Source organism: Streptomyces sp. 17_S59, assembly GCF_056930295.1.
The window spans coordinates 2,986,697-2,999,803 of sequence record NZ_JBXOWD010000001.1; the positions used below are offsets into that span (position 1 = coordinate 2,986,697).

Annotated in this window: 9 protein-coding genes; 4 read left to right on the forward strand and 5 right to left on the reverse strand. The window is 72.5% G+C overall.

The annotated features are described in order from the left end of the window. Positions 1 to 86 precede the first annotated feature (86 nt). Complete coding sequence (locus tag AC1Z4A_RS13195; protein ID WP_483678533.1) at positions 87 to 632, forward strand: MarR family winged helix-turn-helix transcriptional regulator; 546 nt, start codon at positions 87 to 89, stop codon at positions 630 to 632. A 17-nt stretch (positions 633 to 649) separates the two neighbouring features. Here the strand turns inward: AC1Z4A_RS13195 and AC1Z4A_RS13200 are convergent, their stop codons facing one another. From AC1Z4A_RS13200 to AC1Z4A_RS13215, 4 genes are all read right to left on the reverse strand, one after another. After that, entirely contained in the window at positions 650 to 2,197 is a 1,548-nt protein-coding gene (locus AC1Z4A_RS13200) for an APC family permease (RefSeq protein WP_483678534.1), read from the reverse strand. A 195-nt stretch (positions 2,198 to 2,392) separates the two neighbouring features. After that, the gene (locus tag AC1Z4A_RS13205; RefSeq protein WP_483678535.1) at positions 2,393 to 4,195 is read right to left on the reverse strand and encodes an N-acyl-D-amino-acid deacylase family protein; all 1,803 of its coding nucleotides are present in this window, start codon (positions 4,193 to 4,195) and stop codon (positions 2,393 to 2,395) included. 129 nt (positions 4,196 to 4,324) lie between these two features. Continuing rightward, a complete protein-coding gene (locus AC1Z4A_RS13210) occupies positions 4,325 to 5,455 on the reverse strand; it encodes an LLM class flavin-dependent oxidoreductase (RefSeq protein ID WP_483678537.1) in 1,131 nt (376 codons plus the stop codon). 108 nt (positions 5,456 to 5,563) lie between these two features. Next, positions 5,564 to 6,784: an amidohydrolase family protein gene (locus tag AC1Z4A_RS13215; protein WP_483678539.1), complete on the reverse strand. Its 1,221-nt coding sequence runs from the start codon at positions 6,782 to 6,784 to the stop codon at positions 5,564 to 5,566. Between the two features lie 155 nt (positions 6,785 to 6,939). Between AC1Z4A_RS13215 and afsR the strand changes: the two genes are divergently transcribed. The 3 genes from afsR (at position 6,940) to AC1Z4A_RS13230 (ending at position 11,243) form a co-directional block, all read left to right on the forward strand. Then, positions 6,940 to 9,873: an SARP-family global regulator AfsR gene (gene afsR, locus AC1Z4A_RS13220; protein WP_483678540.1), complete on the forward strand. Its 2,934-nt coding sequence runs from the start codon at positions 6,940 to 6,942 to the stop codon at positions 9,871 to 9,873. A gap of 379 nt (positions 9,874 to 10,252) precedes the next feature. Further along, positions 10,253 to 10,423: a hypothetical protein gene (locus AC1Z4A_RS13225; RefSeq protein WP_483678542.1), complete on the forward strand. Its 171-nt coding sequence runs from the start codon at positions 10,253 to 10,255 to the stop codon at positions 10,421 to 10,423. Positions 10,424 to 10,991: 568 nt separating this feature from the next. After that, positions 10,992 to 11,243 carry a hypothetical protein gene (locus AC1Z4A_RS13230; protein WP_483678544.1) on the forward strand — a complete coding sequence of 84 codons (252 nt, stop codon included), beginning with the start codon at positions 10,992 to 10,994 and terminating at the stop codon, positions 11,241 to 11,243. 130 nt (positions 11,244 to 11,373) lie between these two features. Here AC1Z4A_RS13230 and AC1Z4A_RS13235 read toward each other — a convergent pair whose 3' ends face one another. Further along, the gene (locus AC1Z4A_RS13235) at positions 11,374 to 13,041 is read right to left on the reverse strand and encodes a FadD3 family acyl-CoA ligase (RefSeq protein ID WP_483678545.1); all 1,668 of its coding nucleotides are present in this window, start codon (positions 13,039 to 13,041) and stop codon (positions 11,374 to 11,376) included. Positions 13,042 to 13,107: the final 66 nt, after the last annotated feature.

Sequence of the window (13,107 nt, forward strand, 5' to 3'; positions counted from 1 at the left end):
GCGGAGAGAACTCCCAGCCCGCAGAGGCACTTGTGACGGGCAGCACTCTTGATCTCAAGCGCGCTTGAGGTCCTACCGTCAACGGCATGACGACGACGCAGAACGCGACCCAGAACACGCAGAACACAAAACTGGAAACCCCGAAGTCCGACGGCACCAACCTGGCCGGGCAGCCCATCGGATACTGGAGCTGGGCCGTGCACAAGGCCGTCATCCGGCACATCCGCTCGGCCATGGCCCAGGTCGATGTCTCGCAGCCGCAGTGGTGGGTCCTCAACCGCATCGCGGTCGTCGACGGCGGCCTGACCCGCCAGGAGGCGCGGGACGTCCTCGCCACGACCCTCGACGAGGGGCCCGACGAGATCGACCGCGCCCTCGACTCCCTCCTCGCCCGAGGCTGGGTGACGGACGGGGGCGACGACCGGTTCCTGCTCACCGACGCCGGGCGGGAGGCCAAGGAGCGGATCTTCGAGGTGGTGGTCAAGGTCCGTCAGGAGATCCACGCCGGGATCACGGACGAGGAGTACGTGGCCGCGCTCTCCGTCCTGCGCCGGATGATCGGCAACGTCGGCGCCGACGAGCTGCTCAACCCCGGGCGCTGGGCGCCCAAGCGGGCCACGGCACTGCGCTGACGAGCCGACAAGCAGCGTCACTCCTCCGCCGCCGGTACCTCCCCGCGGAAGAACGCCGGGCTGCGGCGCTGCATCACCAGCATCAGCACCGCGCCGAGCAGGAGCAGCCCCACCCCGATCACGAAGACCGAGCCGACGCCGAACACCGAACTCCCCGTCCCGTACGACGGATCCCACATGTCGTACAGCGTCTTGCAGAAGACCGCCGCCAGCAGCACTCCGCCCGTTAGCGGGAACACACCCTTCAAACACGCATTGCGCAACGACTTGCTCAGCTCGCCGCGGAAGAACCAGACACACGCGAACGCCGTGATCGAGTAGTAGAAGCAGATCATCAAACCGAGCGCATAGACCGTGTCGATCAGCACGTTCCGGCTGAGGAAGCTCATGACCGCGTAGAAGACGCCCGTGGCCACTCCGGCCGCGACCGTTGCCCGGCCCGGGGATTTGAAACGCGGGTGGATGCGGGCGAAGGACGGCGGCAGGGCCCGGTACGTGCTCATCGCCAGTACGGTCCGTGCCACCGGCAGAAACGTGGTCTGCAGGCTCGCCGCCGCGGAGGCCAGGACCGCCACGAACAGCAGGACGCCGAGGGCCGTGCCCAGGACGGGATCGGCCAGGGCCGCGAAGACGTTGTCGGCGGTCTCGGGGTTGCCCAGGCCGGTGCCCTTGTCCCCCACGCCCGCGAACATCTGGGCCGCGACCGCGGTCAGCAGGTACGAGCCGACGAGCACCACCATGGCCAGCAGCGCGGCCCGGCCCGGGGTCCTGGCGCTGCCCTCCGTCTCCTCGTTGACGGTGAGGCACGCGTCCCAGCCCCAGTACATGAAGATGGAGAGCGAGAGCCCGGCCGTGAAGGCGCTGAAGGACTCCACGCCGAAGGGGTTCAGCCACGTCCAGGAGAAGGCGACGGAGCCGGCGAGGCCGCCCGAACGGGCCTTGGTGATCGCCATCGCGATAAACACGGCCAGGACGACCAGTTGGAGCGCGACCAGCGCGTACTGCACGCCCTTGGTGGCCGTCATCCCGCGGTAGCTCACGGCCGTCGCGATCGCGATGAAGGCCAGGCAGGTCAGGACATGGGTGGTGCGGTCGCCGTCCAGGGCCGCAACCGCATCGCTCCCCGTGAGTTCGCCCAGCAACAGGTAGAAGAAGGACGTCGCGACGCCCGCCAGGTTCGACAGCACGATGATGGTCGCGATGACCAGTCCCCAGCCGCACAGCCAGCCGACACGGGGACCGAAGGCCCGCACCGTCCACGTGAAGGACGTACCGCAGTCGGGGATCGCGCTGTTCAGCTCGCGGTAGGCGAAAGCGACCAGCAGCATCGGGAGGAAGCCCGCGAGAAAGACGGCGGGCATGTGCACCCCGACCTGGCCGGCGGTCGGGCCGAGGGTGGACGTCAGGCAGTAGACGGGCGCGACGGTGGAGATCCCTATGACGGCGCTGCCCAGCAGGCCGACGGAATTGCCGCTCAGGCCCTTGGCGCGCACTTCCCCGGCGTCGCGGCCCGCGACGCCCATTACCGTGTCTCCGGCCCCTGGCCGCGGCTGTACCTGAACCATGGCCAGGACGCTAAGTCCTGCTGTATCCGCATCCGGGGGATGAGCATCCGGACGCCGGTCCTTGAACTTGGCCATCAACCAAGCCTGTTGACCTTGCAAACACAGGCGATGGGCGGGTTACGTCCGGTAACACTGGGCGTCGTCCCGCCTCCCTCTCCACTACGGGAATCGCAGCCCCGCCCCTTTTGCCCCGGTTCAAAATTTTCCCGCGCGGCCCACCCGCCCGGTCCACCCCGTCCCGCCCGTCCCCACCGTCTCCGTGTCCCGCCCCGACCGCAGCACCCGCCCCGGCACCGCCCCCGTCAGCACGTCGTGCCGGACCGTCTCCACGCCGTTCACCCGCACGCTCACCACCCCCACCGCCCGCGCGTCCAGCCGCGGCCCGTCCCCCGGCAGGTCGTGGACCAGCCTGGCCGCGCCCGCATCGATCCGCTCCGGGTCGAAGAGCACCAGGTCGGCCCACCAGCCCTCGGCGATCCGGCCGCGCCCGCGCAGGCCGAAGAGCCGGGCCGGGTCGTCCGTCAGCATCCGCACCGCCCGCTCCAGCGACACCAGCCCCCGGCCCCGCAGGCAGTCCCCCAGGAACCGCGTCGCATAGGGCGCCCCGCACATCCGGTCCAGGTGGGCCCCCGCGTCCGAGCCGCCGAGCAGCACGTCCTCGTGGTCCCAGGCGCGGCGGCGCAGCTCCCAGCTGGCGGGGTCGTCGTCGGTGGGCGTCGGCCACAGGACCGTCCGCAGCCCGTCCGCGGCGCAGATGTCGACGAGCGTGGCGAAGGGGTCGGTGCCGCGCTCGGCGGCGATGTCCCGGACGACGCGGCCGGTGAGGCCGTCGTTCTCCTCGGCATAGGTGTCGCCGATGACGTAACGGTCGAAGGCGGTCAGCCGCTGGAAGCCCGCGGCCTCCGGGCTCGCCGCGGCGCGCAGCAGCCCGGCCCGCACCCCGGGGTCGCGCAGCCGCGCGATGCGCTCCGGTACGGGCAGGCCGAGGACGTCCCCCCAGCCCGGGAGGAGGTTCAGCGCGCAGAAGGTGCCCAGTGACATGTTCATGGGTGTGAGGACCGGCATGGTCAGGGCCACGATCCGGCCGCCGGCCGCCCGGGCGCGCTCGCTCGTGGCGAGCTGGTGCGGCACGCGCTCGGGGGCGGCCGACTCGATGGTCAGGACGTTCCAGTTCAGGGGGCGTCCGGCGGCGACGCTCATCCGGATGAGGAGTTCGGACTCCTCCTCGGTGAACCGGTCCAGGCACCCGGCCACGATGGCCTCCAGCTGGGTGCCCTCGTGCTCGCCGACCGCCCGGGCGAGGGCGAGCAGTTCGCCGGGGAGGGCGTGCCGGGAGGCCACGGGGTTGCCGTCGCCGTCCGAGTGCGTGGCCGACTGGGTGGTGGAGAGCCCCCAGGCCCCGGCGTCCATGGCCTCGTGCAGCAGTGCCAGCATCCGCCGCAGCTGGTCCTCGCCGGGCGTGCCCCCGATCGCGTCCGGCCCCATGGCGTGGCGGCGCAGTGCGCAGTGGCCCACCATGAAGCCCGCGTTGACGCCGATCCGGCCCTCCAGGGCGTCCAGGTAGTCGCCGAAGGAGGACCAGGTCCAGGGCGCGCCCTCCTCCAGGGCGGCCAGGGACATGCCCTCGACCTTGCTCATCATCCGCCGTGTGTAGTCCGCGTCGGCGGGCCGCGCGGGGTCGAGGGGCGCGAGGGTGAAGCCGCAGTTGCCGCCGACGACGGTGGTGACGCCGTGGCTCATCGACGGCGTGGCGCAGGGGTCCCAGAAGAGCTGGGCGTCGTAGTGGGTGTGCGGGTCGACGAAGCCGGGCGCGAGGACGAGTCCGTGCGCGTCCTCCTCGGTGCGCGCCCGCTCGCCGAGCCGGCCGCCCGCCTTCACCCCGGCCGGTGCGCGGTCGACGACCGCGATCCGCCCGTCCCGGATGCCGACGTCCGCGACGTACGAGGGCCGTCCCGTGCCGTCGACGACGGTGGCGCGGCGGATGAGGTGGTCCAGCACGGTCGGGTCCTCTCCTCGGCGTTCCGGCGCACGGGCGCGTACCAGGGCGCGTACGAAGGCGCATACGAGCAGGGGGCCGGGGCGGCGACCCGGGAGGCGCCGCCCCGGCGTGCGGGGGCGCGCCGCGCCTCAGGCGCGGGCCGCGGCCTGGCGGAAGCGCGTCGTGCGGTGGACCGGATCGGTGTCGATCTTCGGGATGACGTGCTCGCCGATGAGCCGGAGCGTGGTCATCGTCTCCTCCCGGGGGATGCCGACCGGCAGCCCGAAGACGAGCTGGTCGGCCCCGGCCTGCTCCCAGCGCTTGCACTGCCGCAGGACCTCGTCCGGGTCGCCGCAGATCAGCAGCTCCTCGGCGATGAGCAGCTCGATGATCTCCGCGGTGTACTCGGGCAGCAGCTCGGGCCACCTGGGGATGCCCTCGGGCCGCGGGAAGGTGTCGTGATAGCGGAAGACCAGCGACTGGAGGTAGTTGAGACGGCCCGCCGCCGCGATCTCCACGGCCTTGTCGTGCGTCTCGGCGCAGATGGCGGTGGAGGTGACCATCACGTTGTCGTTGACGAAGGCCCCGACGGCCTCGGCCTCCTTGACCGCGGTCTTGTAGGAGTCGACGACCCACTCCATGTCGGAGACCTTCTGCACGCTGAAGCCGAGCACCCCCAGCCCCTTCCGCCCCGCCATCGCGTACGAGGAGGGCGACCCGGCGGCGTACCACATGGCGGGGTGGGAGGGGCCGTACGGCTTGGGCAGCACCTTGCGGGGCGGCAGGGACCAGTGCTTGCCGCGGAAGCCCCGGTACTCGTCCTCCAGCCACATCCTCGGGAACTCGGCGATCGTCTCTTCCCAGATCTCCTTGGTGGCGTTCATGTCGGTGATGCCCGGCAGGAAGGCCAGGATCTCGTGGCTGCCCGCGCCCCGGCCGGTGCCGAACTCGAAGCGGCCGCCGGAGAGGTGGTCGAGCATGGCGGCCTTCTCGGCGACCTTCGCCGGGTGGTTGACCGGCGGCAGCGGGTTGAAGATGCCGGCGCCCAGGTGGATGCGCTCGGTGGCGTGGGCGAGGTAGCCGAGGAAGACCTCGTTGGCGGAGAGGTGGGAGTACTCCTCCAGGAAGTGGTGCTCGGTGGCCCATGCGTACTTGAAGCCCGACTTGTCGGCCTGGACGACGTAGGCGACGTCCTCCATCAGGGCGTGGTGCTCGGCCCGGGGATCGGCGCGCGTGCGGCTCGCCGGTACGTAACCCTGCACGAAGATCCCGAATTCCACGGAGGCCACCGCCCGTCGTCCGAGGTTTTCTGACGTAGCTTTTCCGAGCTCTTCTGACGCTCCGTCAGCTAAGGGTCGAGGCGACTCTGGCACCGGCCCCCGAAGGCGTCAAGAGCCCGCCCACAGCCCGTCGGGCGTGAGGCCCAGCAGCTCGATGGCGTTGCCCCGCACGATGCGCTCCACCACCTCCGGCGCCAGGTGCGCCATCTGCTCCTCGGCGACCTGCCGCGACCGGGGCCAGGTGGAGTCGGAGTGCGGGTAGTCGGTCTCGTAGAGCACGTTGCCCGCGCCGATGGCGTCGAGGTTGCGCAGCCCGGTGGGATCGTCGAAGAAGCAGCCGAAGACGTGCTCCGCGAACGCCTCCGACGGCGGGCGCAGCACCTTGTCCGCGACCCCGCCCCAGCCGCGGTTCTCCCGCCATGTGGTGTCCGCGCGCTCCAGGATGTACGGAATCCAGCCGATCTGCCCCTCGGCGTACATCAGGCGCAGCCCGGGGAAGCGGTCCAGTTTGCCGGACATCAGCCAGTCGGCCAGCGAGAAGCAGCAGTTGGCGAAGGTGAGCACCGAGCCGACGGCGGGCGGCGCGTCGGCCGAGGTCGACGGCATGCGCGAGGAGGAGCCGATGTGCATCGCGACGACGGTCCCGGTCTCCTCGCAGGCGCACAGGAAGGGGTCCCACCCGTCGCCGTGGACGGACGGCAGGCCCAGGTGGGGCGGGATCTCGGAGAAGCACACCGCGCGCACGCCGCGGGCGGCGTTGCGCCGCACCTCGTCCGCGGCGAGATCCGCGTCCCACAGCGGCACGATGCCGAGCGGGATCAGCCGACCGTGCGCCGCGGGGCCGCACCACTCCTCGGCCATCCAGTCGTTGTAGGCCCGTACGCACAGCAGGGCCAGCTCGCGGTCGGCGGCCTCGGCGAAGGTCTGGCCGCAGAAGCGCGGGAAGGTCGGGAAGCAGAGCGCGGACTGGACGTGGTTGAGGTCCATGTCCGCCAGCCGCTCGGGCACGCTGTACGAGCCCGGCCGCATGCGTTCGTAGGTGATCCCCTCCAGCCGGATCTCATCCCTGGAGCATCCGACGGCGGTATCCAGCCGCGTCAGCGGACGGCACAAATCCTCATAGACCCACCAGTCCGCCGGGGGGCCGTCGTCGCCCGGGGCGCCCATGACGGGTGCGAAACGCCCGCCGGCGAAGGTCATCTCCTTCACCGGGGCCCGCACGACGCGCGGCCCGGCACCGTGGAATTTCGCCGGTAACCGGCTGCACCAGACGTCGGAGGGCTCCACCACGTGATCGTCCACCGAGATTATCTTGGGGAAGCTCGCCATGGCCGACACGTTAGCGCCGATCTGACGGAGCGTCAGTAAAGGGGGCGGACGGCCCTTGGCACGCCTTGCGGAGAGGGCCGGACCCCTGCTGACGCCGGGGCCCGGAACAAGGCAGACTGACCGGTGCGACCGAGCAGGACAGGCAGGGGGTCACGATGACCGGGGACACAGGGCACGGGCGGCAGCTGCGCTTCACCGTGCTCGGGCCCGTCCGCGCCTGGCGCGGCGAGGAACCGCTCCACACCGGATCACCCCAGCAGCGGGCCCTGCTCGCCGCTCTGCTGCTGCGCGGCGGACGCACCGCCACCGCGGCCGAACTCGTCGACGCCCTCTGGGGCGACGAGCCCCCGCACGCGGCCCTGGCCGCGCTGCGCACCTACGCCTCCCGGCTGCGCAAGGCCTTCGGGCCCGACGCCGACGCCCTGGTCAGCGAGGCCGGCGGCTATGCGATCCGGGTCGGCATCGACTGCCTCGACATCGACCGGGCCGAGCGGCTGGCCGCCGAGGCCGACAAGGCCCGCGGCGCGGGCGACCGCTGCCGCGCCCGCGAGCTGATGAACGAGGCGCTCGACCTCTGGGACGGCGAGCCCCTGGCCGGCCTGTCCGGCCCGTACGCCGAGACCCAGCGCGCCCGCCTGGAGGAGTGGCGGCTCGGCCTGGTGGAGACCCGGCTCGACGTCGACCTCGAGGTCGGCTGCCACGCCGAGGCGGTCTCCGAGCTGACCGCCCTGACCGCCGCCCACCCGCTGCGCGAGCGGCTGCGCGAGCTGCTGATGCTCGCCCTCTACCGCAGCGGCCGCCAGGCCGAGGCCCTCGCCGTCTACGCCGACACCCGGCGGCTGCTCGCCGACGAGCTGGGCGTGGACCCCTGCCCCGAGCTGTCCGAGCTCCAGCAGCGCATCCTCAACGCCGACACGGACCTCAACGCCCACCCGGCCCCGGCCGACCGGCCCGCCGCCGGTCCCTCCTTCGTCCGGCCCGCCCAGCTCCCGGCGACGGTCTCCGACTTCACCGGCCGCACCGCGTTCGTCAGCGAGCTGAGCGAGCAGCTCGCCACGGCCGAGGGCCGCATCATGGCCGTCTCCGCCGTCGCGGGCATCGGCGGCGTCGGCAAGACCACCCTCGCCGTGCACGTCGCGCACGCCGCCCGGCACCACTTCCCCGACGGCCAGCTCTACGTGGACCTCCAGGGCACCGGCCCGGTCGTCGCCGAGCCGGAGGCCGTCCTGGGGTCCTTCCTGCGGGCCCTGGGCATTCCCGACTCCGCGATCCCGGACGGGGTCGTGGAGCGGAGCGCCCTCTTCCGCTCCACCCTCGACGGGCGGCGCGTGCTCGCCCTGCTGGACAACGCCCGGGACGCCGCCCAGGTCCGCCCGCTGCTGCCGGGCAACGAGGGCTGCGCCGCGCTCGTCACCAGCCGCGCCCGGATGGTCGGCCTGGCCGGCGCCCACCTCGTCGACCTCGACGTGATGAGCCCCGACGAGGCGCTCGTCCTGTTCACCCGCATCGTCGGCGAGGAGCGGGTCGACGCGGAGCGCGACGCCGCCATGGACGTCGTCGCCGCCTGCGGCTTCCTGCCGCTGGCCATCCGCATCGCCGCCTCCCGGCTGGCCGCCCGGCGCACCTGGACCGTCTCCGTGCTGGCCAGCAAGCTCGCCGACGAGCGCCGCCGGCTGGACGAGCTGCGCGCCGGCGACCTCGCCGTCAAGGCCAGCTTCGAACTCGGCTACGGCCAGCTGGAGCCCGCCCAGGCCCGCGCCTTCCGCCTCCTCGGCCTGCCCGACGGCCCCGACATCTCGCTCGCCGCCGCGGCCGCCGTGCTCGACCTGGACCTCGACGCCACCGAGGAGCTGCTGGAGTCCCTGGTCGACACCTCACTCCTGGAATCCGCCGCACCGGGCCGCTACCGGTACCACGACCTCCTGCGCCTCTACGCGCGTTCCTGCGCCGAGCGCGACGAACTCCCGCCCGCCGAGCGGGAGGCCGCACTGTCCCGGCTGCTCGACTTCTACCTCGCCACCGCGGCGGGGGTCTACGTCCTGGAGCGCCCCGGCGACCAGCTGCTCGCCCACCTGACGCCCACCACCCACCCCGGCCTCTCCTTCACCGACCGCGCGGCGGCCGGCGACTGGCTGTACGCCGAGGCCGGCTGCCTGCTGGCGTGCGTACGCCAGCACTCCGACTCCAGCGGCGACACACTGCGGCGCGCCGTGGACCTGCTGCTCGCCGCCAAGGACCTGGCCGAGTCCGGCGCCAACTCCCGCCAGTACGAGCTGGCTGCCACGTCCCTGCTCGCCGCGGCGCAGGCCGCCGGCGACGGCCGGGCCGAGGGGCGGGCGCGGACCGTGCTGACCCACGTCTACAACTGGACGGACCGCTTCGACCAGGCCGACGAGCAGGCGCGCCTGGCCGTCGTGCTCGGGCAGGCCTACGAGGACCCCATCCCCTGCTGCTACGCCGCCAACAACCGCGGCATCACCGCCTTCTACCGGCACCGCTACGAGGACGCCGAGGCGTACGTCAACCAGGCGCTGAACGCCTTCCGCGCCGACGGCAACCGGCCCGGCGAGGCCAGCGCCCTGAGCAACCTCTCCCGGGTGCACCTCGACACCGGGCGCGTGCAGTCGGCCGTGCACCTGGCCGAACGGGCCCTGGCGCTCTACCGCAAGCTCAACGTCTCGTGGCGGCTGGCCAACGGGCTCTACGCCTACGCCCTGGCGCTCACCAAGGCCGGGCGGTACGACGACGCCCTGCGCCGGCTGGACGAGGCCATGCTGATCTTCCGCGACAACCGGCAGCCGCTGTGGGAGGGCATGACGGTCTTCCGCATGGCGGAGGTGCACCTCGCCGACGGCCGGCCCGCCCAGGCGGCGGCCTGCTCCGAACAGGCGCTGGCGCAGCTGCGCACCATCGGCGGCGACAGGCGGCGCGGGAACATCCTGACCGTGCTCGGCCGCTCCCTGGACGAGCTGGGCCAGCGGGGCCGGGCGAACGCCTGCTGGGCGGAGGCGGTGGCCATCTTCGAGCAGCTGGGCTCCTCCGAGGCGGCCGAGGTGCGGGTGCTGCTGGCGCCGGTTGCGGCCGCCTAGCGGGCCGTTCGGGACCGTCCGGCGGGCCGTTCCGGCATTCCGGCACTCGTCTCCATCCTGCCCAGGGCCTGCTCCGGGCTGCCTCGGGGAGGCTGCCTCGGGGGCTCTTCGGAGCCTTGCGGGGGCGCTCCGGGGCGTTCGCGCCAGGGCCGAACAGCCCTGTCACGTGCCCGTTCATCGATCGTTTATCGTTGTCCGTCAATCTGATGAATGTCGATCCGTCGCGTCGGGGGGCAGGCGGGTCGTAGGTGAGGCCTCACCTCGGGGGTGAACCAGCCCCAATGTGCCCGTCCGGCGGTCTTCGGGGGAGTCGCCGGGCGGGTTCTGCAGTCCCCTCAAGCCCAACCGACTCGCACTACTCAACGGGGAGATGAACAACATGAGCGACGAGAAGAAGCTCGGTTCCGTCGTGGCAACGCCTCAGGACGACCACCCGACCGGCACCAAGCCGCTCGTGGCGAACAAGCTCAAGCCGATGGACGACCACCCCACCGGCTCCGAAGCGCTCGTCCTGATGGACGACCACCCCACGACCGAGAAGCCCTTCTGACAGGCCGCTCGGGCTGCTGCTGACGCTGCGTCGGGAGCTTCCGCCACACATCGGCCGGAAGCTCCCGGAACAGACGCCCGGCGGCGGCCGGTGAGAACGGTCCCGGTGCGGTGACCGGCCCGGATCCGACGGGGGAAACAGGGCACGGGGGAAATACAGGGATCCACGGGGGAAGCACGGGGGAAGTACAAGGGATCCACGGGGGATCCACGGGGGATTCACGGGGGAACAAACGGATCCGGCCGGTGGGGGCACCCACCGGGACGCACAGCACAGTCCGACAGGGACGTCCTGGCTGCTCCAGCACGTCCCTGAGCAATTCCTGAGCACGTCCTGCACGTCCTGCACGTCCAACGGGGCCATCAGCGGGGGACCGAAGGGGCCGGTGTCGACGGCACGGAGGGGGAGCCGCCGGCACCGGCCCCCATGGCTGGTGCGGAAACCCACGGGCATTCCGCCGCAGCCCGTGCCGGACCCGGTCCGCCGGACGGCACAGGAGCACTGACCACCACGGCACCACACGCACCACCGACCCACGCACCACAACCCCCTTAACAGAGGAGTGGCAATGAACCTCACGACGACGAAACGCACCGCGGCCCGCAGCGCCAAGGTGATTGCCGTAGCAGGCCTCGTCGCGGCCGTGGCCGTCATCGGCGCGGCACCGGCACTCGCCGACGACCACTCGACCGGCATCGAGTCCTTCAAGGCCCCGACCGCCGTCGTGAAGATCCTCGACGACCACTCCACCGGCATCTTCGACCACCCGAACGGCGGCGCCGACGACCACAGCACGGGCGAGACCCTGAACTTCGGCTGACCCGGCCGACGCGGCCGTGGCCGGCATCCCCACACCGCCGGCCACGGCTCACCCGGGAACACGTACCCGGTGGCCGTCTCTCCTTGCGCGGGCGCCCTGCTCGGACGGCCCGACCACTCGGACACTCGGACTACTCGGACTGCTCGGACGGGGCGCGCTCGCGCAGCAGCCTCTTGAGCACCTTGCCCGAGGCGTTGCGCGGCAGCTCCCGCACGAACTGCACCTCGCGCGGCACCTTGTAGTTGGCCATCTCCCGGCGCGCCCAGGCGATCAGGCCCTCGGCCGTGAGCGCAGGACCGGCCCCCGGCCCCTCCCGGCGCACCGCGAACGCCTTCCCGACCTCGCCCAGCCGGGCGTCCGGCACCCCGACGACCGCCACCTCGGCGATCCCCGGATGCCGCCCCAGCAGCTGCTCTATCTCCGCCGGGTAGGCGTTGAAGCCGCCGACGACGAACATGTCCTTCAGCCGATCGGTGACCCGCAGGTTCCCGGCGGCGTCCAGCACCCCCACGTCCCCGGTGTGCAGCCGGCCCTCGGCGTCGATCACCCGCGCCGTGGCCTCGGGGTCCTCGAAGTACCCCGACATCACCTGGGGACCGCGCACCAGGATCTCGCCCGGCACACCGGCCGGCAGCGCCGCCCCGTCCGCGTCCACCACCTCGACCTCGGTGTCCGGGACGGCCCGCCCCGAGGTGCCGCTGACGACCTCCGGCGGATCGTCGCGCCGGCACATGGTGACGACCCCGGTGGCCTCGCTCATGCCGTAGGCCGTGAGCACGGTGGCGACGCCCAGCTCGCCCCGCAGCCGCTCGACCAGCCGCCGGGGCACCATGGCCGCCCCCGTCACGACCACGCGCAGCGGCGACAGGTCGTACGCCGCCCGGGCCGGGTGGTCCAGGATCGCCTGGTGCAGGGTGGGCGGACCGGGCAGCACGGAGATGCGCTCCGCCACCATGCGGGCCAGCACGGCCTCCGGATCGAAGACGGGCTGCGGGACCATCGTCGCCCCCCGCATCAGACAGGCGATGACGCCCGCCTTGTAGCCGAAGGTGTGGAAGAACGGGTTGACGATCAGATAGCGGTCTCCTTCCCGCAGTCCTGCCAGCTCGCTCCAGACGCCGAAGGTGCGCAGGGTCTGGGCGTGGGTGATGACGGCTCCCTTGGGCTCGCCCGTGGTGCCCGAGGTGAAGATGACGTCCGAGGCCGCCTCGGGCGCCACGGCATCGACCCGTGCCCGTACGGCCCGGTCGGGCACGGCCTCCCCAGCGGCGAGGAACTCCTGCCACGTACGGAAGTCGGCGGGCGCGTCGTCGGCGAGGACGACCACGTCCCGCAGGTGCGGCAGCCCGGGCAGCGGTCCGGACAAGCCCTCCGCCGGATCCACGGCTGCGGCCGCCCCGGACGGCCGGTGCCCGGCCGCACTGCGCAGGGCGGCGACGTACGAGGTGCCGAGGAAGGTGCCCGTGACGAAGAGCAGCCTGGCGCGGGTGCGTGCCAGCAGCGCCACCGCCTCCGCGCCCTTGAAGCGGGTGTTGACGGGCACCAGCACCGCGCCCGCAGTGACCGCTCCCAGGGCCGAGACGATCCAGTCCAGGGTGTTCGGGGCCCAGACGGCCACCCGGTCGCCCGGCTCCACACCGGCGGCGACGCACGCGCGGGCGGACCGCTCGACGCGCTCGCCGAGCTGCCGGAAGGTGATCCTGATCCGTCCCTCGACCACGGCCTCGCGCTCGGCGTACCGCTCCGCGGCGCTGCGGACCAGCCGGGGTATCGAGCCGAACTCCAGGTCACCGCGCATCCGACGCCCTCCCCCACACCCGGCCGGCGCCCCGCCCCGCTCGCCGGGCCCGCCCGGGCCGCCCGG

Excerpts from the sequence above, each read along its gene's own strand:
- AC1Z4A_RS13200 (WP_483678534.1), bottom strand. The coding sequence starts at position 2,197 with ATGGTTCAGGTACAGCCGCGGCCAGGGGCCGGAGACACGGTAATGGGC.
- AC1Z4A_RS13215 (WP_483678539.1), bottom strand. The coding sequence starts at position 6,784 with ATGGCGAGCTTCCCCAAGATAATCTCGGTGGACGATCACGTGGTGGAG.
- AC1Z4A_RS13225 (WP_483678542.1), top strand. The coding sequence starts at position 10,253 with ATGAGCGACGAGAAGAAGCTCGGTTCCGTCGTGGCAACGCCTCAGGAC.
- AC1Z4A_RS13235 (WP_483678545.1), bottom strand. The coding sequence starts at position 13,041 with ATGCGCGGTGACCTGGAGTTCGGCTCGATACCCCGGCTGGTCCGCAGC.
- AC1Z4A_RS13230 (WP_483678544.1), top strand. The coding sequence starts at position 10,992 with ATGAACCTCACGACGACGAAACGCACCGCGGCCCGCAGCGCCAAGGTG.
- AC1Z4A_RS13195 (WP_483678533.1), top strand. The coding sequence starts at position 87 with ATGACGACGACGCAGAACGCGACCCAGAACACGCAGAACACAAAACTG.
- afsR (WP_483678540.1), top strand. The coding sequence starts at position 6,940 with ATGACCGGGGACACAGGGCACGGGCGGCAGCTGCGCTTCACCGTGCTC.